Below are 21,838 nucleotides of genomic sequence, written 5' to 3' on the forward strand. Positions count from 1 at the left end.
GATCCAGGCGCGCATGCCCAACCATAGCCTGCGTGCCGCGACGGCTATGCGAAATCGGTCGACAGCGACAACTGCCGCCAGGATTCGGCCTCGGCCAGCTGCGTCCTGGCGCGATTCACGACGACCTCGTAAGCATCCGAACCCGCAGCAAATCGCAAGGGCGGGTGCGGCGACGCCACCAGGGCCACGATTGCCGCGCCCAGTTTCCGGGGCTCACCCAATTGACGGTGACTCACCGCATCGAGCCCGCGACGTTTCTCCTCGCTGTACTGGACATAGTCGGCGACCTCCAGATCGCCATAGCGCACCGAGCTCGCATCCAGAAAATCCGTCCGGAACTGTCCTGGCTCGACCAGCGTCGTCACGATGCCGAACTGCTTCAGCTCCTGCGCCAAGGCTTCGGACCAGCCTTCTATCGCGAACTTCGACGCGCAATACATCGAAGACCCGCCAAACCCGACAAGCCCGGCGATCGATGTGATGGACACAACGTGGCCGGCACGCTGCGCGCGCATCAACGGAAGCACCGCGCGCGTCACGGCGAAGGTGCCGAACACATTGGTCGAGAACTGGCGTGAAATGGCCTGCTCCGACAATTGCTCGAAGGCGCCCAGCTGGCCATACCCAGCGTTGTTCACGAGCACGTCGATACGTCCGAAGTGGCGCACCGCGTCGGCCACCGCAGCCTCGATGGATTGCGTGTCGGTCATGTCCAGCGGTATCGCCAGGGCCCGGTCCTGACCAGCGAAGCGCCCAAGCAACGAGTCGGCATTACGGCTGGTGAAGACCACCCTGTCGCCGCTGGCCAGCGCGGCGTTGCCGATCTCCAGCCCCAGCCCGCGATTGGCTCCGGTAATGAACCATGTCTTCATGCCAAAATCCAAGAGGAATCGAACGTTCAACAGCTTACCGATGCCGGGCATTGCGCGTTAGCCCATTGCTGCCGGCCTGTTGCCTGATACTCTTGAAAGCAGGCTCGCCAGAAGGAATTGCCATGCAAGACGTGACGACGGAGGAAGATAGCCGGCTGCTGCTCGAGACGGCGCCGATACGCGAGCAGTTGGCGCGCGCCGCAGTGGACCTCATCAGCCCGCATCCCCCCGAGACCCAATTGCTCCCCGGCGTGCACATGTATCATCGCGATACGCCCCTGCCGCCCACGGGCTACTTCTACGAGCCCAGCCTGGCGGTCATACTGAAGGGCAGGAAACGCGTCCAGCTGGGCGAGTCCGTCTTTCTCTACGACGCCTCGCGCTTTCTGCTGACCTCCATGCACCTGCCGACCACGACGGAAGTGCTGGGCGCGAGCGAACAGGATCCCTACGTCTCGGTCCTTATCAAGCTGGACCTGGAAATTGCCCGCGAAGTGCTGGCCGAAATCGAACTGCATGGCGTGGGGGACATCTCGCCGGACTCGGCCATGGCAACCGGACCGGCGACACCCGAGATCTTCGACCTCGTACGCAGGACGCTGGACCTGTGCGCCTATCCGGGAAACCCTGGATACCTGTGGAAGATCCTGCAGCGCGAAATTATCTACAGGCTGCTGGTCGGGCCGATGGGCGCGCGCTTCAGGCAGACGGTCCTGCTCGGCACCCAGAGCAACAAGGTCGCCAAGGCGATCAATTGGTTGAAGGACAACTATGCCCAGGCCATCAAGGTGGAGGAGCTCGCCGCGCTGGCGGGCATGGGCGTCTCCACCTTCCATCATCATTTCCGCGCCATCACGTCCATGAGCCCGCTGCAATACCAGAAGCAGCTGCGCCTGCACGAAGCGAGGCGGCTGTTGTTGATGGAGCAGGCCGACGCCGGGACAGTCGCCTTCCGGGTGGGCTACGAGAGCAGCACGCAGTTCAACCGGGAGTACCGGCGGCAGTTCGGCCAGCCGCCGATACGCGACGTCCGGACCCTGATGTCGGTCTCGTAGCGCGGCTGACCTGGCGCGACAGGATCGGGCAATCATCGCAGAGGATCGGGCTCATTGATCGAGCAAGCCACAACATATAGTCGGTGGGTGACCTGGAATTCCCGCACCCAGGCTCGACTATGTGGGCTCGCACATGACTCAAGCTAAAACCATCACATTGCGGATCAACGGCAGCGACAGGTCGCTGCCGCTGGATCCTCGAACAACCCTGCTCGACGCCCTGCGTGAATACGCCGGACTGACCGGCAGCAAGAAGGGATGCGATCACGGCCAATGTGGCGCCTGTACCGTTCACGTGGACGGACAACGGGTGCTAAGCTGCCTGACCTTTGCCGCGCAGGCAGAAGGGCTGCCGGTCACCACCATTGAAGGACTGGCCGACGCCCCGGATGTCCTGCACGCGATGCAGGCCGCGTTCGTGAAGCACGATGCCTTTCAATGCGGCTATTGCACGCCCGGCCAGATCATGTCGGCCGTGGCCTGCATCCGGGAAGGCCATGCCGGCAGTGCCGACGATATCCGCGAATACATGAGCGGCAATATCTGCCGCTGCGGCGCCTATCCCAATATCGTCGCGGCCATCCAGGACGCGGCCCGCACCCTCGGTGGGGAGGCCGCGCATGCGAAGCTTTGAATACGTCCGGGCCGCCGATGTCGCCGGCGCGGCAGCGCTCAAGGATCGCGGCGCCCGCGTCCTCGCGGGCGGCACCACGCTGGTGGACCTGATGAAATGCAACGTCGAGCGGCCGGCAAGCCTGGTCGACATTACCCGGATCACCGGCCTCGATTACATCGAGGCCGGCGACGAATGGATCCGCATCGGCAGCCTGGCACGCATGAGCGCGGTCGCCGACCATCCGGGGATCAAAGCGGCCGCGCCGGTACTGGCGGAAAGCCTCGCACGCGCGGCGTCCGCCCAGATCCGCAACATGGCGACGATGGGAGGCAATCTGCTGCAGCGCACGCGCTGCCCGTACTTCCGCGACGTGGCGGGCGCTTCGCCGTGCAATAAGCGGGTACCCGGGTCAGGCTGCGCCGCGCTCGACGGCGTCAACCGCAATCATGCGGTGCTGGGCGGCAGCGAGGCCTGTATCGCGGTCTACCCTGGCGACTTCGCCACGGCGCTCGCTGCCTTCGACGGCAGGATCCGCATACAGGGGGGCAAGGAACGGGTGGTCGTCGCCGACGAGTTCTTCAAGACACCGGGCGGTACCCCCGATATCGAGAATAGCCTGATGCCCGGGGAAATCATCACGGCCATCGAGATTCCCGTTACTGCCGCGCTGCGGTACTCCCATTATCTGAAAGTGCGGGATCGGGCCTCCTACGAATTCGCCGCCGCCAGCGCGGCGGTCGGCGTGGAGCTGGAAAGCGACGGCACAACCATCAAGGACGTGCGGGTCGCGCTGGGCGGCGTCGCGACCAAGCCCTGGCGCGCACGTGGGGTCGAAGCCGAGCTGGCAGGCAAGCCGTTCACCGAAAGCGTCATCCGGGCCGCGGCGAACCGGGCCACGGAGGGCGCGGTCGCCAGGCAACACAATACGTACAAAATCACGCTTCTACCGCGAGTCGTCACGCGCGCGCTGCTGGAAGCCAGGAGGGTCGCATGAACCACGGTTTGGATGTCCAGATCAATCGCAGGGAAGTCCTCCAGCTCCTGGCCGCGGGCGCCACATCAGGCGCACTGCCGGCTGTCGCGCTCGCAGCCTCGGCACCCGCGACAGCCGAGGCTGCGTCGGCCGGGCCGGGCGCCGGCGGCGCGCTCGGCGCCGACACCCCGCGGATCGACGGGACGCTGAAGGTCACCGGGCGGGCGCCCTATGCCATCGAACATCAAGTCGAAGGGCTGGCCCACGGCGTCCTGGTGCAGTCCACCATCGCGAGCGGCCGCGTTTCCCGCATGGAGACCAGCAAGGCGCGCGCGGCGCCCGGCGTCCTGGCTGTCTATACGCCGGGCAACGCGCCGCGCATCCTGCCGGCGACTGTCTACACCAAGGGCGGCGCCGCCACCGAAAGCTTTCTGCCGCTGCAGGACGACCGGGTGCTGTGGAACGGGCAGCACATCGCATTCGTGGTCGCGGAAACGCTGGAGCAAGCCACGGAAGCCGCGCACCTCATAGAAGTGGAATACGAAGCGTCCACCGCCGTGCTGGACGCCGCGGACCCGCAGGCCCCCGTGGTGCCCGTCGAGGCCCTGGACGTGAACTGGGGCGACGCCCAGGCCGCGATGCAGCAGGCCGATGTCCGGGTCCACGGCGTCTATACCACGCCACGCGAGTACAACCTTCCCATCGAACTCCATGCCTGCATCGCCGCATGGCATGGGGATGAACTCACGGTGTGGGAGCCCAGCCAGTGGGTTGGTGGCGCCGGGGCCGTCATCGCGGAGTGGATGGGTATCCCGGTGGAGAAAGTCCACGTCGTCTCGCCTTTCATCGGCGGCGGCTTCGGCAGCAAGGTCTCGCCCCATCCACACGTCGCGATCACCTGCGCGGCGGCGCGCGCACTGGGGCGCCCGGTGAAGACCTCCCTGACGCGGCAGCAGACCTTCACGGGCTATGGCGGGCGTCCCAGGACGCACCAGGAACTGACGCTGGCCGCGAAGCGCGACGGCACGCTGGTGGCAATACACCACCGCAGCTGGAATGAAACCGCCATGGAGGATATCCACCAGGAGCCATGCAACGCCGTGACGCCGCTGATGTACGCGGTGCCGAATTTCTCGTCCCGCCACAGCCTGCGGCGCGCGCATACCGTCAATCCCGGATGGTTGCGGGCGCCGGGTGAAAACCCCAGCGCCTATGCGCTGGAAACGGCGATGGATGAGTTGTCGTACGAACTCGGGATCGATCCCCTCGAACTGCGCTTGAAGAACTATGCGGAAATCGACCCCGAAGCCAAGGTGCCATGGACCACGCGCCAGTTGAAGGATGCCTACGCCGCCGGCGCGCAGGCGTTCGGCTGGGAGCGCCGCACACCGCAGCCACGTTCCATGCGCGAAGGACGCGAACTGATCGGCTGGGGCATGGCCACCGGTACCTACCCGGTCCGCCGCACGCCCGGCCAGGCCAGGATCACGCTACGCCAGGATGGCCGGATCGAAGTCCGCAGCGCCGGTGTGGACCTCGGCACCGGCACCTATACGATTCTTTCGCAAACCGTCTCCGACGCCTTGAACGTGCCTCGCGCGCAGATCGACGTCATCCTGGGAGATACTTCGCTGCCGCTCGCGCCGCTGGCCGGTGGTTCGCAATTGGCCAATGTGCTGGTCGGCGCCGTCCACAAGGGCGCCCTCGCGCTGCGCGCGGAACTGCTGCGCATCGCCGCGACGGACGCCCGCTCGCCCCTGCGGCACGCACGGGCAGCGGAACTTGTGCTGGCGGACGGCAAGGTCCTTTCAAGCCGTACGCCGGAAATGGCGATGGAATTCGGGGCCCTGCTTCGCGCCACCGGTCGGGACAAGGTCGACATCGATGCCGATACCTTCGCCGAAGGCTCGGGCCAGCAGGACCGTTACCAGGCCAATCGCACGTTCAAGAAAATGGTATCGCCGACCGAGGGCGGCGTGTCCGCGCATGCCTGGAGCGCGCAGTTCGTCGAAGTGCGCGTGGACGAGGATTTCGGCACGGTGCGCGTGCGCCGCATGGTGGGCGCCTTCGACAGCGGCCGGGTATTCAACCCGAGATTGGCGCGCAGCCAGTGGATGGGCGGAATGATCATGGGCCTGGGTCAGGCCTTGCTGGAAGACGGCGCATTCGACCCGAGGACAGGCCGTGTGGTCAGCGCCAGCCTGGCGGACTACCTGGTCGCCGTCAACGCCGACGTGCCGGACATCACCACAATTTCGGTGGGCGTACCGGACTTGCAAGCCACCGCACTGGGCGGCAAGGCGGTGGGCGAACTTGGGATCGTCGGCGTCGCAGCGGCCATCGGCAATGCCGTCTACCATGCCACCGGCAAACGGGTGCGCGATCTGCCGATCACGATGGAGAAGCTGGTCTGAACCGCCCCGCCCGCGCCGCAGGGCGGCCGGGCGGCATCAGTCCAGCTTCGCGCCGGTCATCCGTACCAGGCTGCCCCAACGCTTGATCTCGGACTCGACGAAGGCGCGGTATCCGGACGGCGGGAAATCGGGCAATTGCATGCCGTACTGCGTCAGTTGCGCGGCCACCGGCGGATCGGCCAACGCGCGGGTCAGCGCCTTCGCCACGGCATCGACGATGTCCGCCGGCGTGCCGGCGGGCGCTGAGAGCCCATTCCAGGATCCCAGCACGAAGTCCTTGTAGCCGAGCTCCGCCATGGTGGGCACGTCAGGCAGCACCGACGAACGCCTGGCGCCGGTCACCCCGAGCGCGCGCACCTTACCGGCGCGGATCTGCGGAATGGCCGTGGTGATGTTGTCGAACTGGAATGCCGTTTCTCCCCCGAGCAAGGCCACCAGCGCGGGCGCATTGCCCTTGAACGGAATATGCAGGGCGTTGATGCCGGTCAGGTGCCGGAAGTACTCGCCGCAAAGATGCAGCGACGACCCGTTACCCCCCGACCCGTAGGCCATCGGGTTGGGCGTGGCGGAACGTTGATGCGCTTCAGCCAGGAATTCCTGGAAGTTCGTCGCCTTCACGGCAGGCCCGACCAACAGAACGTTGGGCAGCGTGCCGATCAAGCCTATGTGATCGAAATCCTTTATGGGATCGTAGGGCAGGCGCGCATACAGGCTCGGCGCGATCGCCTGTGACGCGTTGTTGGACAGCAGCAGCGTGTAGCCGTCGGGCGGCGATTTTGCCGCACGGTCCGAACCTATCGTCCCGCCCGCGCCGGGCAGGTTCTGGATATACATGGACCCGCCCAGGAACTCGCTCATCTTTGCGGTCACGGCGCGCACGATCACGTCGCTGGATCCGCCCGGCGGAAAGGGATTGATTACCTTCACCGGCTGGTCGGGATAGGCCTTCGCGCTGGCGGTCCGGGCGAAAGCGGGCAACAGCACGGCGCCCGCCAGCGCCTGCATGGCCCGGCGACGATTCATAGGGTTCATTCGTGTCTCCCACATTATGGTTTTACATGGTCGGCGAGTGGTGCCTTCCGGATCACCGCCGGCGGGCGCGCCCACATCATGCGGACTGCTATCGGGCGAACAACCTGCCATAGCCGGGCTGCCGGTGGTCGACGCCCGCCGTACGCAAGGCATTCCACATCATGCAGCCTGCCGCCGACACGACAGGTTTCTTCAGATCGTCCTCCAGCTGCTGGATGGCCGGCAAGGTGGGCATCCCGACGCCGCTGAGGAAAATCGCATCGACGTCTTCGCCATCGGCGCGGCGCGCCACCGTATAGGCGCGCTCTGGCGTCTCCTCATAGACGTTGGGGCAATCCCGCAGATGCGCATACCGCACCACGCTGATCCCATGCTGCTCCAGGTGCGCCTTGCCGATCAGGGTGATTTCCTCCGAGTATGGCGTGGCGAGTCCTATACGCTTCACGCCCAGCTCCCGCAACGCCGCCAGCGAGCTGCCGAAGGCGGTGATGAACCGGCAGCCGGTGCTCTTCTCCACACGTGCGGCGATTTCCGCCTCGCGCTCCGAACCGATGGTGTAGCTGGTCGCCGTGTGCGCCATGACGATGACCGCGGGCCGCACCATCGCCAGCAGCCGCGCGCATTCATCCACGCTGGCAGCCTGGCGGCGGTTCCGTTCTTCCTGCCCCCAATGCGTGCCCACGCCTTCGGACGCGTCCATGCGCGTGAAATGCACTGACACGCCCGGCGGCGCCAGGCGTGGCATTTCGACCTCCACCGTGGGGGCGCCGGGCGGCACCATGAACCCGATCTTCGCTCTCCAGCCGTACATCTTCCTCTCCTGTAGATAATGCATTCGACGACCTGGCCGCGGCACGGCGGCTTTCTACGGCGCCGGCGGCCGTAGCAACGCGGTCAGCTCGTTGACGTCCGCGATGGTTTCGAGCTTGCTCACCATGTCGATGATCCGCTCGGCCCGTCCATGGCTGGCAGGCGCCGCGATGCGTCTGAACTTGGTTTCCGTCTTTTCCCGCGACGGCCTCATGGTCTCGCCCTCCGACCCCGTCCTGCGCAGATGTCGGCCATCGATCATGGCGATTTCGACATCAACTTCGTCGCCGCGCTGGCCGTCGCGCACCAGCTCGATCCTGTCGGCCAACGCCAGCACGCCCTCATCGCGCAGTTCTTCGTAGTAGTCGTACTCGTCGATCGGCCGCCCCAGCAGCGCGGCCGCCACGCAGAACCTGGCGGAGATCCTCGCATGCAGGGCGCTGGCGAAAGGCGCGGCATTGTTGAATCCGGGATTGGTGAAGGTCGCATCCGACACAGTGATGCGCACGTGGTCGATGCCACCAGGGTCCAGGCGATGCGCGGTCGCGAGCGCCAGAGCAAGCGCCACGGGTGTCTGCACGAACATGCAGATCGGATATTCCTTGTACACCGTCTCAGCCATCAACAGCCGGTCGCCGAGGCCAGCCACAGCCAGATGCGCGTCTTCAGCGCTATTGGCCATGGCCTTGTAGAAGCCGGCTTCGCCTTCGAACGCGAGCGGCGACGCGGTGGCGCCCGCGGCCGCCAGCATGACGGCGCAGGTACCATTACGCGCCGCCATGCCGACGTTGAGCTTGACGTCCATCGTGCCCGTCAGGAAGCCGGCGCCGAAGCCGCCCGCGAACACGCCCGCACACCCCAATGCGTCACGCGTACGGCTTGCATCCAGGCCCAGGACCCGGGCAGCCGCGGCAGCGGCGCCGATGGCCCCCGCCACGCCGGTGGCGCGAAAACGCGGCAACATGCCCGGACCGCCGATATAGGCACGCGCGACAATCTCGTAGCCGGCAACCATCGCCGCCAGCACGTCGCGTCCGCCGCGGCGGTGCTCTTCGGCATATGCGAGCGTGGCCGGGACCACGACGGCCCCCGGATGCGATTTGTACAGGACGTCGTCCTGTGTCCGGCCATTGATCAGGGTGGCGTTCACGAACGCAGCGTCAGGCATGGCGAAACCGCCGGCATGTCCGATGATGGTCGCGCGGCCGCCCCCCGGCGCCGCCAGCGCCATGGCCACCGTCGGCACCGGAAGCTGCGTGGCGGGAATGGAAGTTGCCAGGCAGTCCAGCAGGCGTTCCTTCGCGAGCTCGACGACCGCCGCGGGCAGGTCCTCGAAACGCAGGCCACTCGAGAAGCCGGCCCAGCGGCCGCTGACGCTTTGCATGGAATCATCGGGCATGATCGCCATCGCTGTCTCCGTTGTGTTGATCTTGTAGCCGCTAAGGTAGGAGACCCCCATTCCGTTGACAATCCGGCGCCGCGCAAACTACCTTTTCGATTTCTGAAAAGATAAAGGCCGCGCTTGGACACCATCGCCTGCATGCAGCTATTCGCCCGTTCGGTCCAACTGGGCAGCTTCTCGGCCGCGGCCCGCCAGGCGGGTATCGCACCGGCCAGCGTTTTCCGCGCGGTGAATGCACTGGAAGATTCGATCGGCGCCAAGCTGCTGAACCGCACCAGCCGGCGGCTGTCGCTGACGGAGGCGGGCGCGCTCTACTACGAGCGGCTGCAATCCATCCTGAGCGCGATGGACGATCTGAAGGCCGACATCGGGCAATTGCAGGCGACGCCGAAAGGCACGCTACGCGTCCTGTCGCGCGTCGCCTTCGGCAACAAGCACCTCGCACCCGTCCTGCCCGAGTTCCTGCTCAGGCACGGCAGCTTGCGCGTGGAGCTGATACTCTCCGACCACCCCACCGATCTCGTCGCGGAGAAAATCGACGTCGCGATCCTTTGGGGCGACGTCACCAGCCCTTCCCTGGTCAGGCGCAAGCTGGTGTCCAGCCCGCGCACGGTCTGCGCCAGCCCACGCTACCTGGACAAATATGGCCGTCCGCAACGCCCCGCGGACGTAGCCGCACACAACTGCCTGACCTTCCGCTCGGACGTTCCGCGTCCGGCGTGGCGCTTCATCAAGGACGGGGAATTGACCGAAATAGCGGTGTCGGGAAGCCTGCGCTCCGACGGCAGCGAAGTGCTGCGGGAAGGCGCATTGAGGCACCTGGGCATCGTCCTGCTGCCGACATGGATGGTCGGCCCGGACCTGGCTGCGGGGCGCCTGGTACCGCTGCTCGCGGACTACCAGGCCAGCGCCTTCGGCTTCGATGACGATGTGTGCATCGTGACGCACAAGGCTCGCCATCGTTCCCTGAAGGTGCAGCTCTTCATCGAGTTCTGCCTGCAGCATTTTCGAGCGCGCACCAACTGGGCATCGTTGACGAACGATTGACAATTGATGCGCGCGCCGGGCGGCGACCAGCCGACCGCTGCAGGCCGCCCCGGCCTATCAGCCCGCTTTGCCCCCTTGCGGCACCGGCGCGTTCTGCTCGATCAGGCCTTGCCTTTTCAGCTCGTCCCAGAAGGCGGCGGGAACGGTGTCCTTCATCGAGCTGGCGTTCGCCAGCGCCTGCGCTTCGGTATGGGCGCCGACGATCAGCGCCAGCGCCACATCGGGCGCCGCGGAAAACTGCAGCGCCGCCGTCCGCAGGTCGACGCCGAACTGGCTGGCCACCGCGCGCAGGCGGTCGCGCTTGGCGATATGCTCGCGCGGGATGTTCCAGCGGTTGGCGCCGTAGTTGTAGCGGGCGCTCCCCGAGATGAAGCCCGCATTCAGCGACGATCCGACGACAAATCCCACCCCGTGCTCGCGCGCCAGCGGGAACACATTGTTCAGGGCGTTGGCGTGGTCGATCAAGGAATACTGCGACGCCAGCAGGCACACGTCAGGATCGGACTCGCGGATCACGCGCATGATCGGGTCTGGCGTATTCACGCCTATACCCCAGGCCTTGATCATGCCTTCATCGCGCATGCGCGACAGCGCGGGGAATGCCCCTTTCAACGCGACCTCGAATTCCTCCGTCCAGGGTTTGGGCAGCAACTTGTTGTCGGGGGAGACATCGTGGACGAACAGGATATCGATATAGTCGATGCCCAGGCGCTGGAGGCTGTCCTCCACCGAACGGCGCACGCCGTCGGCGGTGTAGTCGAACACCACGTTGTTCGGTGAGTCGCTGAAAGGGAAATTTTCCCTGCCGTTATTCCTGGGCGATGCCTTCAGCAGCTTGCCGACCTTGGTCGAGATCAGATAACTGTCCCGCGGCTTGTTGTGCAGGAACATCCCGTACCGACGTTCCGCGCTGCCCAGTCCGTACCAGGGCGAGACATCGAAGTAGCGCACGCCGGCATCCCAGGATGCCTGCAGCGTCTTGTGGGCATCCATGTCCGTCACCACTTCGAATTCGCTGCCTATCGGCACTCCGCCCAGGCCGAAACGATACTCGGGCTTGAAGATCTCGTGCCCCCGGCCCCGCCGCGTGGCGGTCGCCGCGGTCGGCGTTTCGCGCGGTTTGTCACCGCTCGCGCTCGATGGCGGACCATCATTGGCGGCCGCCGCGACGGCCATGGACGGCAGGACGCTGGATCCCGCCATGGCCACGGTTTGAGCAAGGAAATCACGTCGACGATTAGGTTCGACAGACATCGGTCTACTCCTGTCGGAAGATGAAAGGGAAATGCGCGCGGGCATCGCGACCGCGCGCCGCGCCGTACCAGACGCTTCCATCCTACCGATAAAGGTATGACCTTTTGTTATTTATTCTCGCCGACGGCAACGCCCTTGGCCGGCGCCGTCACTACCGGCCTGACCCCCTGCCAAGCACCGGTGCTGATCAGCTCGGACATGAGCGCCAACAGAGTCTGCCCGACGATCTGGCAGGTGCGGCTCATGGACGCACTATGTGACATGCACAGTGACATGCGCCTGAACAGCGGCGTGGGCGCGAGCGATCTCAGCACGAAGTCGTTCGCTTCGTCGGTACCCCAACCCCGGGTGGCCGACCAGGGCTGCAGCGCATAGCCGATGCCGGCGGCCACCGCCGCCAGCGAAATGCTGGTCGACGCCGTTTCCGCGACCAGGCGCAAGGGCAATCCGCCGCGCGCCAGCGCCTGTTCGTACAGCACCCGGACCGAGTTGGGAAAGCCGGGCAGCACCAGGGGCAGCTCGACCAGCTCCTCCATGGATATAGGTCCGCGGCCAGGATGATCCGATCTGGCCACCAGCATGATTTCCTCGTCCAGCACGTGCGTGATGTGCATGCCGGCATGCGGGCGGACCTCCACGCAGATGCCCAGGTCGGCCTTCTGCGCGGCGACCGCTTCCGCCAGTTCCGCGGTGGATCGCTCGACCAGCTTAAGGCGCACGCCGGGATAGCGCATGGCGACCGCCCGCATCAGCGGGATGGCAAGCACGCGCGATGTGCTGGTGGGCAAGCCTACCGTCACCTGGCCGGCGGGCGTATCGCGTTGCGCCTTCACGGCGGCGCGCGTTTCATCCACTTGCCGCAGCACCGTCTTGGCGTGCCGATACAGCACCTCGCCCGCCTCCGTCGCCTGTACGCCGTTATGCCGGCGCAGGAACAGCGCCGTTCCCAGTTCGTTCTCCAGGTTGGCGACGTGTTGGCTCAAGGATGGCTGCGCGACGTGCAGCGCCTGGGCTGCCGACGAAATACTGCCGAGCTCCACGATCTGGATGTAATAACGCAGTTGGCGTAGGTCCATATTCCCCTCGTCGCAGCGCGCGCCGGCGCTGAAAAACACGCGATGCAGGACATCGCCGATTCCATCGTTAATTCCTATGGCCCCATCGTTATTGCATATTTGTGACGGCTTGCAGGCATCCCTAGAATCATCGCGGGCAGCCGCCGCGGCATCGGCCTGACGCGCGGCGCCACACGGAAATGAACACACAAGGGGAATCGATGATGTTCGTACGTCTTGCCGCCAACGTCGCGGCGGGCCTGGTGGTGTCGCTCGCCGCCGCCCAGGCCCACGCCGCTTACCCGACGGGCCCGATCCGGCTCATCGTTCCGCAATCCGCCGGATCGGGCGTGGACTCGGTCGCCCGCATACTCAGCGACAGGATGTCGCAAACCCTCGGACAATCCGTGGTGGTGGAGAACAAGCCCGGCGCCAATGGCGTGATCGCCACGGCATACGTCGCCAAGGCCAAGCCCGATGGCTACACCCTGCTCCTGAGCGGTTCGTCGCCCATGACCCTGAATCCGGGGCTCTACAAGCATCTGCCCTACGACCCGATCAAGGACTTCACCTACATCGCCGGGGTGGCCGAAAATCCTTTCGTGCTCGTGGCGAGCAAGGCCAGCGGCCTGAAATCCTTCGCCGAATTGAAGAAGGCGGCGACGGAGCATCCCGGGCGCTACACCTTCGCCAGCGCGGGTATCGGCAATTCCACTCACCTCGCCACGGAGATGGTGGCCTACAAAACCGGGATCAAGCTGATGCACGTCCCGTTCAACGGCTCCGGCCCCGCGTTCAGCTCGGTGATCGGCGGCCAGACAGACCTGATGTCCAGCGTGGTCGGGCCGGCGCTGCCGCAGCTCCAGGCCGGCGCCGCCACGCCCCTGCTGATCATCGGCGCCGGCGCCATACCCGAACTGCCCGGCGTGCCCAGCGCCCGCGACGAGGGCCTGGACCTGCCCACGTTGCCGACCTGGACTGCCGTGGTCGGCCCGGCCGGCATGGATCCGGCCGTGGTCAAGGTCATCGAGAAAGCGGTGCAGGACGCGCAGCAGGACAGCCGGCTGCAGGCCCAGTTCAAGGCGCAGTATCTGTCGATCTACCGCATCGCCGGCCCCGCCCTGACCGAAAGCATCAAGAACGACATCAAGGTGTGGACCGGATTGATCCATGAATTCGGCATCAAGGCCGAATGACGGGGACGAGCCGCGCCGCCTCTTTACGCCAACCCTGTACTGGACCTGTGCATGCCCTCCTCCTTGCGGTACATCCTTAACGATAGGCAACTTTTCGCGGCCGGACACGAATTCGCGGACACCGGCGCCTATGAACTGCTGAGCGGACGGATCGAGTTCCTGGCCGATCCGCACGCGCCGGACCTCGCCCATGTCGTGGACCTGGACAAGGCGGACCGCGACGCGAACGGACAGGTGGCATACCGCGCGGATTTCCAGTTGCTCAAGCCCCGCGACATGGCGCGGGGCAACGGCCGGCTCTTCTTCGATTACGGCAATCGCGGCAACAAGCGCGCGCTGCAGTTCTTCAACGATGCGCCGCCGGTCAACCTGCCAGCCACGCTGGTGCACGCCGGCAACGGCTTCCTGATGCGGCGCGGCTATACGGTCGCGTGGCTGGGCTGGCAGGGAGACCTGCTGCCAGGCGGAGGCCGCCTGCTCCTGGATGCGCCGATCGCGACCGACGGCGGCAAGCCCATCGTCGGCTGGGTGCGGACAGAGTTCGTGCCGACGCGTGCGGGCACTTACGTCTATCCCTTGTCCAGCCTGGCATCGACGCGCAGCTATCCGACATCCGACCTCGATACCCGGCACGCCATGCTGACGCGGCGCCGCTACGCGCACTCCCGTCGCCACGACATACCCGCAGACGCCTGGGCCTATGCGCGATTGGAGAACGGCACGGGCGTGGACAGCCAGGGCGACGAACAAGCCATCATCGCCTCCCGGCACCATATCCTGCTGCACGCAGGCTTCGAACCGGGCTGGATCTACGAGCTCTGCTACCGCGCCCAGGACCCGCTCGTGCTCGGGCTGGGCCACGTCGCAGTACGCGATTTCGTCAGCTTCCTGAAGTACGACGACGTGGACCGGGCCGGTCAACCCAACCCGCTGGGCCAGGGCGGCTCGCGTCCGGCCAAGGCCTACGCCTGGGGCCGCTCGCAGACCGGCCGCTGCATCCGCGATTTCGTCCACGGCGGATTCAATGCCGATGCGCGCAACCGGCGCGTCTTCGACGGCGTCATGCCCCATGTCGCCGGCGCCGGCAAGATGTGGATGAACCAGCGCTTCGCCAACGTGACCCTGCTTCCGGGCCAGCACTACGAAAACCACGACACGCCGGCCGACCGCTTTCCGTTTTCGTACGCCGCCTGCACGGACGTGCACAGCGGCCGCACGGACGCCATACTCAAGCGGCCGGACACCGACCCGCTGGTCATCCACACCGACAGCTCGTCGGAATACTGGCATCGTCGGGCCAGCCTGGCGCACACGGATACCGAGGGCCAGGACCTGGCGCAGCCGGATACCGTCCGCATGTATATGTGGTCGTCCTCCCAGCATTTCAGCGCGCCGGGAGCCATGCGTCCCAGCGCGGGCCTGAGCACGAACTACCAGAACTGCGTGTCGACGTCCTTCTTCTTTCGCGCGCTGCTGGACTGCATGGACGCATGGGCAACGCACGGCACGCCGCCGCCCCCCAGCCGCATACCGACGCGCGCCGACGGCACGCTTTGTGACTACGAGACCTGGAAGACGCAGTTCCCCGCGATCCCGGGCCAGATGATCCCGGGCTCTCCCAGCACCCTGGAGCTTGTCGATTTCGGGCCTGACGTGGATCACGGCGACGTGTATCCGCAACCACGCGTGCTCCCGGGCCGGTCCTACCCGACCCTGGTGCCCGCGGTGGACCATGATGGCCTGGACCTGGCCGGAGTGCGCGCGCCCGCCGTGCAGGCGCCACTGGGTACCTATACCGGCTGGAGCATGCGCAGGCGCGAATTCGGCAACGGCGCCATGCTGGGGACCACCGGCAGCTACATCCCCCTGCCCGAGACGCCGGACGAACGGCGCTTGACGGGCGACCCTCGTTCCTCCATCCTGAGCCGCTTTGGAAGCGCCCAGGGCTATCGCGACGCGATCGCGCAAGCGGCAGGGCGATTGGTCGAACAACGGTTCATGTTGCAGGAAGATCTGCCGCGTGCGGTCGAAGAAGCGGGCATATGGGGCCGCCCTCGCCACGACACCCGGCTTGCCGCCTGCGAGGTCATGGACCAGGAATAAGGCGCCACGATGGACGATACGGTTCACCTGTCCCTGGAAGATGTCTACAAGCTGTCCTTCGATGTACTGACAAGTCGCGGTTTCTCCAGCCCACACGCGGCGGCGATCGCCGAAACGGTCACCGCCGGCCAGCGCGACGCCTGCCATTCGCATGGGCTGTATCGCCTGTTCATGTGCGTGGACACCATGCGGGCCGGCCGGGTGGATCCCGCCGCCGTGCCGGAAATCTCGCACCCGGCGCCGGCCATCGTCCAGGCCGACGCCAGGCGCGGCTTCTCGCTGCTGGCTTTTAGAGAAGGGCTGCCGCATCTCGCCGAAAAGGCGCATCGGCATGGAATCGCCGCCATGGCGATCAACGACTGCTTCCATTTCTCGGCCTTGTGGCCAGAAGTCGAAGCGATCGCTGCCCATGGCCTTGCGGCCATCGCCATGACGCCCAGCCACAGCTGGGTGGCGCCGGCCGGCGGCACCCAACCGGTCTTCGGCACCAACCCCTTCGCATTTGCCTGGCCGCGCGCGGGCAAGAATCCCTACGTGTTCGACTTCGCGACCAGCATGGTCGCGCGCGGCGAAATCGAGTTGCATCGCCGCGCGGGGCGCCCCATTCCGGAAGGCTGGGCGCTCGACAAGGAAGGCCGCCCCACCACGGACCCGGCCCAGGCACTGGACGGCGCGATGCTGACCTTCGGCTCGTACAAGGGGTCGGCGCTGTCGACGATGATAGAACTGCTGGCCGGCCCGCTGATCGGTGACCTGACCAGCCTGCAGTCCCGCGCCTTCGACGCCGGTGCGGTCGCCACGCCTTTCCATGGCGAACTGCTCATTGCGCTGGATCCCGCACTGTTGGGACGCGGCAGGACGGACCAGAACGAAGCCGCCGCGGAGGCGCTGTTCGACGCCATCGTGGGCCAGGGCGCCCGCTTGCCCTCGCAGCGCCGTTTCGAAGCCAGGAAGGAAAGCATCGCGCATGGCGTCTGGGTCAGCCGGTCGCTGTACGACGACATCCGCAAGCTCGCCGCCTGAACAGGCGGCTCAAGCCTTGCGTATCCGCTGCAATATGCGGTCGAGCGCCGGCCCGACCGCGTCGAAGGCGCCCTGCGCGGCCAGGTCCTGGATCACCTGTTCGTTCAGTCCGCCCCGTGTGGAAAACTCCTTGGCCAGCTCCGCGAACGGCGTATCGGTGTCCCGGGCGACGGCGCTCAAGCCGGAATAGAACGATGCCAGGTAGGCGCGGGTGGTGGCGGCTTCGACGCCTTGGGCCTGCAGCCACTCGTCCTGGGTGTGCAACATGGTGAAGAAGCTTCCCATGAGCGCCGTCGCGGCAAACAGCACGTCGAATGCGGCTTCATCCGCGACTTCCAGGCCCAGGCCCACCTGGTCGAACAGGCGCGCGGCCAGCGGGTCCGCCGGATGGATGATGGTCGTCCCCAGGCCGCGCGCCACCATGGGCAGCGGCGCCAGGCGGGTGATACGGGCCACGCCCGGCAGCAGCGTCGCGAGCCGGTCCATCCTGAACGTCGCGATGAAGCTCAGTACATGGTGGCGCCGCGCGAAACGCAGGCCGGCCAGCACGTCCAGCGCGATCTGCGGACGCACGGCCAGGCAGACGACATCGCAGGCATCCAGCACTTCCTGGTTGTCGGCCGCCACGCGCACAAAGGAGTAGCGCGCGGCCAGCCGCGCTGCCGTCTCGGCATTGCGCGGCGACACCACGACCTGGGCTGGCCTGGCGGGGGAAGCCGCGAGCCCCTGTATCACCGCCTCGGTGATGCTGCCGGTGCCGATGAAGCCGATTCGTTCAAGCATCTTGGAATCCTTGTCCCGCGACATGATCGTTTCACTTCCGCGATTTGATGAGCTTGTCATCCACCGCTTCCTGCCAGGTATCCGCCAGCGTGAAACCCAGCGGAAAGGGATCGCTCGGATCGACGCCGAACTGGGTGATCCCCGTGATCCAGGCCTGCCCCGCCACGGTCGAACCGATCGCGGGGTAATCGCCCACCATGGTCGTCGACGTGATGCGGGACTCGAATTCCGTGCCGATGATGGACTCGTGTATGAAGGTTTCGCCCACGGCGATCTGCCCTTTGGCATGCATCACGGCCAGGCGGGCCGACGTGCCGGTGCCGCAGGGCGATCGGTCGCAGCGTCCGGGCGACACGACGACCGCGTTGCGCGCCCGCAGCACGCCTGCCTCGCGGCGAAGCGGCAGGACGAATTCCGTCTGGGTGATGCCCTTGATATGGGGGTTCAGAGGGTGTGGCGAAGGCAGCTGTTCGGCCGCCGCGGCCTTGATGCGCTGGCCCAGTTCGCAGATGTCCCGCGCTTCGTCGGGCGTCAGGCCAAAGCCGAGCGCGGCGGCATCGACGATGACGTACGTCATGCCGCCGAAGCCCACGTCCACCTTCAGGCTGCCGGTACCGGGCACTTCGACCATCCGGTCCAGGTGGTTCGCGAAGGCCGGCTGATTGGTGAACTCGACGCTGGTCACCTTGCCATCGGCGCACTTGCAGCGCACCAGGATCAGGCCGGCGGGAGACTCCAGCATGATCTCCGTCATGGGTTCGGTCATGGGCAATATGCCGGTCTCCAGCAGCACCGTCGCCACGCATATCGTGTTCGACCCCGACATCGCCGGGTACTCCATGGACTCGGCGATGATGTACCCCATGCGCGCACGCGGGTCCGTGGCCGGCAGCACGAAGTTGACGCTCTGGTTGGGGCCGCCCCTGGGCTCGAACAGGCAGATACGCCTGAGATCGTCGCGGTGCTCCTCGAAGTACACCATCTTGTCGAACACGGTCTGGCCGGGCACGTCGATGACGCCGCCCGTCACCACATGGCCGATCTCCCCCGCCGCATGGCAGTTCACCATGGTCAAAGTCTTGTTCCAACGCATCCGTACTGCTCCTTCGATATCCGCCCGCGCGTCTTGCCGATCGCCCCGTGACGATCAACGTCCCACCGCGTAGCCCTGCATGCCGCGCGGATTCGCCGCCGCCTTCAGCAACCTGCGCCCGCCGGGAAGCATTTCCTGGGTGCAGGCGGTGATCCGGCCTTCCGACCAGGACGGCCCGACTGTGACGTCATGCCCGGCCGCGCGCAGGGCTTCGATCGTCGCGGGCGGGAAGCGGTCTTCCAGTATCAGCCTGTTCAACTTCACCGGTCGCGGCCAGAACGACGTCACGAAATGCTCGATGTGCCAGGCGGGGCAGTCGATCGCTTCCTGCAGGTTCATCCCCTGCATGTGGCGGATCAGGAACGCCACCGTCCATTGATCCTGCTGGTCGCCTCCCGGCGTGCCGAAGCACATGTACGGCTTGCCTCCGCGCAACGCCAATCCCGGCGACAGCGTCGTGGTCGGCCGCTTGCGTGGCTGCAGCGACCCCGCCAGGCCATCGTCCAGCCATGCCATCTGCATCCGGGTGGTTATCGAGAAGCCAAGCTCAGGGATGGTCGGGCTGGCCGCCAGCCAGCCGCCCGAGGGCGTCGCCGACACCATGTTGCCATGCCGGTCGATCACATCCAGATGGCAGGTATCGCCGACGAAGATTTCATCGTCGGCCCAGCGGTCCAGCGGCGGCAGCTGAGCGAATGTCGGTTCGCCCACGCCATAGCGCACATCCGCGTCGCGCAGCGTGCGTTCGGCGATGCCCAGATCCGGCAGCCTGGGCATTGCACCCCCCGGCGATCCAGGCCGGATCTCCCTGCTGGCGACGGCGTTGACCAGCGCCGCCCGGTCGCGGGCGTATGCAGTGCCGAGCAGATCACCCACCGGGACCGAAACGAATTCGGGATCGCCATACCAGGCCAGCCGGTCCGCGAACGCAAGTTTCGCCGCCTCGGCGATCGTGTGGACGAAAGGCGCCGACAAGGGGTCATGGCGTTCCGCCTTCAGCTCGCGCAGCATGGCAAGCTGTTGCAGATGCACCGCGCCTTGAGACCAGGTGCCGCATTTGGCGACGGTGTAGTCGCCGTAGTCCACGGTCAGCGGCTCTTCGTAGCTTGCGCGCCACTCCGCCAGGTCGGATTTGCGCAACAGGCCCTGGTTTCTTTCCCCCGTGGTGTCCCAGATTCGCTCCTCGCGATAGAAACGATCGATCGCGTCGGCCACGAAACCGCGATACCAGGCGTCCAGCGCGGCGTCGATGCGTCCCGTCCTGTCGCCCCCTTTCGTCCCGGCAAGCACCAGAATGCGGGTATAGGTCGCGGCGATGGCCGTGGACCGCATCAGGCGGTCGGGCCGCGGCACCTTGCCGCCCGGCAGCCAGGCTTGCCCGGACGTCGTCCACTCGTCGCGAAACAGCGGCGACACCGCCAATATGGAGGCCGAGACCCTGGGTACGATAGGGAAGCCATCGCGAGCGTATTCGATGGCCGGCGCCAGCACGTCCGCCAGCTCCCAGGTGCCATAGTCGCGCAGCAGCGTCAGCCACGCGCCGAACGCGCCGGGTACCGCCGCCGGCAGCAAGCCGATGCCCGGTATCTGGCTGAGCCCCATGCGGCGGAAATAGTCGGTGGTGGCCAATGCGGGGGCGCCGCCCTGGCCGCACAGGCTGCACATGCGCTTTTCGTCCTCGCTCCAGAAAAGCAGCGGGACCTCGCCGCCCGGACCGTTCAGGTGCGGTTCGACGATCTGCAGCACGAATCCGCCCGCCACCGCCGCGTCGAACGCATTGCCGCCACGCTCCAGCACGCTCATGGCGGTCTGCGAGGCAAGCCAATGGGTACTGGCGACCACGCCGTTCGTACCCCTGATCTCCGGCCGCGTGGTGAAGGCATCCGACATTACGAGACTCTTATCTATCGATGGGACATCTACGATAGTGGGCTGGTTATTACCCATCATCGGATCTTCTCATTGTGGGATAAGCTAGCGCTTATAGGAGCGTAGCCATGGACCCCAGCGCACTCAACTTCGTGCGGCGCCTGAAAATCCGCCATTTTTCCGTGCTGATCGCGATCGCGGAGCACGGCTCCGTCACGCGCGCCGCGGACGCCCTGGGTATTTCGCAGTCGGCGCTGACGCAGACGCTGGCCGAGGTCGAGAACATCTTCGGCAGCCCGCTGTTTTCGCGCACCTCGCGCGGTGTCGTCCCGACCGAACTGGGCAACATGGCTCTGTCGCGTTCGCGCCGTTTTCTCCAGGACGTGGAGTTCTGGGAGCGCGAAGTACAGGCCATGAGCTCCGGCTATCGCACCCATCTCAACCTGGGCGTGGTTCCTCATCTTTCCAGCGCCTTGCTCGCCCGCACCGTCCGTACGCTGGTCCAGCAGGTCAACCTGAGCCTGACCCTGCATCGCGGCAATACCCGCCAGTTGCTCAAGCTGCTGCGCGAGCGCAAGGTCGACTGCGTGGTCGGCAGGCTACCGCCGGACGACGACCTGGTCGGGTTGAGCCATCGGCTACTGTACGAGCAGCGTCCGGCGCTGGTGGCCCACCCCGCGCTGGCCGCGCGCCTGGGCAAGCGGGACGTGCAGCTCAAGGACCTGTCGAGCGCACGCTGGCTGCTGCCCTTGCCCGATACGCCCACGCGCCAGCGCCTGAACGAGGAGTTCCGCAAGCACAAGCTGGTGCCCCCCGCCCCGATCATCGAGACCGAATCGTCCGAAGTCATCGAGGAGATGATCGCCAGCGACGACGGCATGGTCTCCATCGTGCCGGAAGACGTGGCCAACGATTTCCGCGTGCGCGGCCGCGTCGCCACGCTGGACCTGCGGCTGCAGTGGATGCTGCCCGCCATCCACATCATCTCCGAGGCGCGTGACCAGCCCCTGCCCGCCGAGGAGCACCTGGCCGCCAGCCTCGTCCGGCTACGCAACGAAATGAACGCCGCCACGGCGGAGCCATAAGCTGCGCCTAATCGCGCGATCAAAAAAACCGGTTCCCCGCCGGTGTCACATTCCTAACATGAAGGACATGCGATCGGCTTTGTACTACGCATGACTCGACGCGGCGCGGATGCGGCCCCCGCCGGCCAGTGTCGCGCGAGTGGAAACACACAAGGG

18 protein-coding genes are annotated in these 21,838 nt (G+C 66.1%); 9 read left to right on the plus strand and 9 right to left on the minus strand.

Annotation, left to right across the window (positions count from 1 at the left end; translation table 11 throughout):
• Nucleotides 1-44: 44 nt before the first annotated feature.
• Nucleotides 45-872, minus strand: a complete 828-nt coding sequence (locus CAL12_RS20655) for an oxidoreductase (protein WP_086068018.1) — start codon at nucleotides 870-872, stop codon at nucleotides 45-47.
• 122 nt (nucleotides 873-994) lie between these two features.
• On the opposite strand from CAL12_RS20655, the gene CAL12_RS20660 reads away from it, so the two are divergent.
• From CAL12_RS20660 to CAL12_RS20675, 4 genes are all read left to right on the plus strand, one after another.
• Nucleotides 995-1,927, plus strand: a complete 933-nt coding sequence (locus CAL12_RS20660; protein WP_198298283.1) for an AraC family transcriptional regulator — start codon at nucleotides 995-997, stop codon at nucleotides 1,925-1,927.
• A gap of 133 nt (nucleotides 1,928-2,060) precedes the next feature.
• The gene (locus CAL12_RS20665; RefSeq protein ID WP_086066332.1) at nucleotides 2,061-2,561 is read left to right on the plus strand and encodes a (2Fe-2S)-binding protein; all 501 of its coding nucleotides are present in this window, start codon (nucleotides 2,061-2,063) and stop codon (nucleotides 2,559-2,561) included.
• Nucleotides 2,548-3,537, plus strand: coding sequence for an FAD binding domain-containing protein (locus CAL12_RS20670; RefSeq protein WP_086066333.1), 990 nt, complete (start codon nucleotides 2,548-2,550; stop codon nucleotides 3,535-3,537). The genes CAL12_RS20665 and CAL12_RS20670 overlap by 14 nt, the downstream gene beginning before the upstream one ends.
• Entirely contained in the window at nucleotides 3,534-5,930 is a 2,397-nt protein-coding gene (locus tag CAL12_RS20675; RefSeq protein WP_086066334.1) for a xanthine dehydrogenase family protein molybdopterin-binding subunit, read from the plus strand. Before CAL12_RS20670 ends, CAL12_RS20675 begins: the two co-directional genes overlap by 4 nt.
• A gap of 36 nt (nucleotides 5,931-5,966) precedes the next feature.
• On the opposite strand, the gene CAL12_RS20680 is transcribed toward CAL12_RS20675, so the two are convergent.
• From CAL12_RS20680 to CAL12_RS20690, 3 genes are all read right to left on the minus strand, one after another.
• Nucleotides 5,967-6,962 carry a Bug family tripartite tricarboxylate transporter substrate binding protein gene (locus CAL12_RS20680; RefSeq protein ID WP_157793055.1) on the minus strand — a complete coding sequence of 332 codons (996 nt, stop codon included), beginning with the start codon at nucleotides 6,960-6,962 and terminating at the stop codon, nucleotides 5,967-5,969.
• A gap of 88 nt (nucleotides 6,963-7,050) precedes the next feature.
• Nucleotides 7,051-7,773, minus strand: coding sequence for a maleate cis-trans isomerase family protein (locus tag CAL12_RS20685; RefSeq protein ID WP_086066336.1), 723 nt, complete (start codon nucleotides 7,771-7,773; stop codon nucleotides 7,051-7,053).
• Between the two features lie 54 nt (nucleotides 7,774-7,827).
• On the minus strand, nucleotides 7,828-9,180 hold the full coding sequence (locus tag CAL12_RS20690) for an MmgE/PrpD family protein (RefSeq protein WP_157793056.1): 1,353 nt from the start codon (nucleotides 9,178-9,180) through the stop codon (nucleotides 7,828-7,830).
• 132 nt (nucleotides 9,181-9,312) lie between these two features.
• Between CAL12_RS20690 and CAL12_RS20695 the strand changes: the two genes are divergently transcribed.
• Nucleotides 9,313-10,221: a LysR family transcriptional regulator gene (locus CAL12_RS20695; RefSeq protein ID WP_157793057.1), complete on the plus strand. Its 909-nt coding sequence runs from the start codon at nucleotides 9,313-9,315 to the stop codon at nucleotides 10,219-10,221.
• A 57-nt stretch (nucleotides 10,222-10,278) separates the two neighbouring features.
• On the opposite strand, the gene CAL12_RS20700 is transcribed toward CAL12_RS20695, so the two are convergent.
• A complete protein-coding gene (locus CAL12_RS20700; RefSeq protein WP_086066339.1) occupies nucleotides 10,279-11,475 on the minus strand; it encodes an aldo/keto reductase in 1,197 nt (398 codons plus the stop codon).
• A gap of 107 nt (nucleotides 11,476-11,582) precedes the next feature.
• The gene (locus tag CAL12_RS20705; RefSeq protein ID WP_086068019.1) at nucleotides 11,583-12,551 is read right to left on the minus strand and encodes a LysR substrate-binding domain-containing protein; all 969 of its coding nucleotides are present in this window, start codon (nucleotides 12,549-12,551) and stop codon (nucleotides 11,583-11,585) included.
• A gap of 200 nt (nucleotides 12,552-12,751) precedes the next feature.
• Here CAL12_RS20705 and CAL12_RS20710 point away from each other — a divergent pair, with 200 nt between their 5' ends.
• Genes CAL12_RS20710 through CAL12_RS20720 form a run of 3 tightly spaced genes read left to right on the plus strand, consistent with a single transcriptional unit; the run spans nucleotide 12,752 to nucleotide 16,852 of the window.
• The gene (locus CAL12_RS20710; protein WP_232464581.1) at nucleotides 12,752-13,726 is read left to right on the plus strand and encodes a Bug family tripartite tricarboxylate transporter substrate binding protein; all 975 of its coding nucleotides are present in this window, start codon (nucleotides 12,752-12,754) and stop codon (nucleotides 13,724-13,726) included.
• Nucleotides 13,727-13,777: 51 nt separating this feature from the next.
• A complete protein-coding gene (locus CAL12_RS20715; protein ID WP_086066340.1) occupies nucleotides 13,778-15,829 on the plus strand; it encodes an alpha/beta hydrolase domain-containing protein in 2,052 nt (683 codons plus the stop codon).
• 9 nt (nucleotides 15,830-15,838) lie between these two features.
• Nucleotides 15,839-16,852 carry an Ldh family oxidoreductase gene (locus CAL12_RS20720; RefSeq protein WP_086066341.1) on the plus strand — a complete coding sequence of 338 codons (1,014 nt, stop codon included), beginning with the start codon at nucleotides 15,839-15,841 and terminating at the stop codon, nucleotides 16,850-16,852.
• A gap of 9 nt (nucleotides 16,853-16,861) precedes the next feature.
• Here CAL12_RS20720 and CAL12_RS20725 read toward each other — a convergent pair whose 3' ends face one another.
• From CAL12_RS20725 to CAL12_RS20735, 3 genes are read right to left on the minus strand one after another with little or no spacing between them, the layout of a single operon-like run.
• Nucleotides 16,862-17,635, minus strand: coding sequence for a pyrroline-5-carboxylate reductase (locus CAL12_RS20725; protein ID WP_086068021.1), 774 nt, complete (start codon nucleotides 17,633-17,635; stop codon nucleotides 16,862-16,864).
• 31 nt (nucleotides 17,636-17,666) lie between these two features.
• Nucleotides 17,667-18,728 carry a proline racemase family protein gene (locus CAL12_RS20730; RefSeq protein ID WP_086066342.1) on the minus strand — a complete coding sequence of 354 codons (1,062 nt, stop codon included), beginning with the start codon at nucleotides 18,726-18,728 and terminating at the stop codon, nucleotides 17,667-17,669.
• 54 nt (nucleotides 18,729-18,782) lie between these two features.
• On the minus strand, nucleotides 18,783-20,618 hold the full coding sequence (locus tag CAL12_RS20735) for a gamma-glutamyltransferase family protein (RefSeq protein ID WP_086066343.1): 1,836 nt from the start codon (nucleotides 20,616-20,618) through the stop codon (nucleotides 18,783-18,785).
• 107 nt (nucleotides 20,619-20,725) lie between these two features.
• Here CAL12_RS20735 and CAL12_RS20740 point away from each other — a divergent pair, with 107 nt between their 5' ends.
• The gene (locus CAL12_RS20740) at nucleotides 20,726-21,682 is read left to right on the plus strand and encodes a LysR family transcriptional regulator (protein WP_086066344.1); all 957 of its coding nucleotides are present in this window, start codon (nucleotides 20,726-20,728) and stop codon (nucleotides 21,680-21,682) included.
• Nucleotides 21,683-21,838: the final 156 nt, after the last annotated feature.

The organism is Bordetella genomosp. 8 (assembly GCF_002119685.1).
In the GTDB taxonomy this organism is placed as follows: domain Bacteria; phylum Pseudomonadota; class Gammaproteobacteria; order Burkholderiales; family Burkholderiaceae_B; genus Bordetella_C.

What these genes read in the sequence shown, in the direction of transcription:
- CAL12_RS20655 (WP_086068018.1), bottom strand. Translation starts at nt 872, where the DNA reads ATGAAGACATGGTTCATTACCGGAGCCAATCGCGGGCTGGGGCTGGAG.
- CAL12_RS20660 (WP_198298283.1), top strand. Translation starts at nt 995, where the DNA reads ATGCAAGACGTGACGACGGAGGAAGATAGCCGGCTGCTGCTCGAGACG.
- CAL12_RS20665 (WP_086066332.1), top strand. Translation starts at nt 2,061, where the DNA reads ATGACTCAAGCTAAAACCATCACATTGCGGATCAACGGCAGCGACAGG.
- CAL12_RS20670 (WP_086066333.1), top strand. Translation starts at nt 2,548, where the DNA reads ATGCGAAGCTTTGAATACGTCCGGGCCGCCGATGTCGCCGGCGCGGCA.
- CAL12_RS20675 (WP_086066334.1), top strand. Translation starts at nt 3,534, where the DNA reads ATGAACCACGGTTTGGATGTCCAGATCAATCGCAGGGAAGTCCTCCAG.
- CAL12_RS20680 (WP_157793055.1), bottom strand. Translation starts at nt 6,962, where the DNA reads ATGAACCCTATGAATCGTCGCCGGGCCATGCAGGCGCTGGCGGGCGCC.
- CAL12_RS20685 (WP_086066336.1), bottom strand. Translation starts at nt 7,773, where the DNA reads ATGTACGGCTGGAGAGCGAAGATCGGGTTCATGGTGCCGCCCGGCGCC.
- CAL12_RS20690 (WP_157793056.1), bottom strand. Translation starts at nt 9,180, where the DNA reads ATGGCGATCATGCCCGATGATTCCATGCAAAGCGTCAGCGGCCGCTGG.
- CAL12_RS20695 (WP_157793057.1), top strand. Translation starts at nt 9,313, where the DNA reads ATGCAGCTATTCGCCCGTTCGGTCCAACTGGGCAGCTTCTCGGCCGCG.
- CAL12_RS20700 (WP_086066339.1), bottom strand. Translation starts at nt 11,475, where the DNA reads ATGTCTGTCGAACCTAATCGTCGACGTGATTTCCTTGCTCAAACCGTG.
- CAL12_RS20705 (WP_086068019.1), bottom strand. Translation starts at nt 12,551, where the DNA reads ATGGACCTACGCCAACTGCGTTATTACATCCAGATCGTGGAGCTCGGC.
- CAL12_RS20710 (WP_232464581.1), top strand. Translation starts at nt 12,752, where the DNA reads ATGATGTTCGTACGTCTTGCCGCCAACGTCGCGGCGGGCCTGGTGGTG.
- CAL12_RS20715 (WP_086066340.1), top strand. Translation starts at nt 13,778, where the DNA reads ATGCCCTCCTCCTTGCGGTACATCCTTAACGATAGGCAACTTTTCGCG.
- CAL12_RS20720 (WP_086066341.1), top strand. Translation starts at nt 15,839, where the DNA reads ATGGACGATACGGTTCACCTGTCCCTGGAAGATGTCTACAAGCTGTCC.
- CAL12_RS20725 (WP_086068021.1), bottom strand. Translation starts at nt 17,635, where the DNA reads ATGCTTGAACGAATCGGCTTCATCGGCACCGGCAGCATCACCGAGGCG.
- CAL12_RS20730 (WP_086066342.1), bottom strand. Translation starts at nt 18,728, where the DNA reads ATGCGTTGGAACAAGACTTTGACCATGGTGAACTGCCATGCGGCGGGG.
- CAL12_RS20735 (WP_086066343.1), bottom strand. Translation starts at nt 20,618, where the DNA reads ATGTCGGATGCCTTCACCACGCGGCCGGAGATCAGGGGTACGAACGGC.
- CAL12_RS20740 (WP_086066344.1), top strand. Translation starts at nt 20,726, where the DNA reads ATGGACCCCAGCGCACTCAACTTCGTGCGGCGCCTGAAAATCCGCCAT.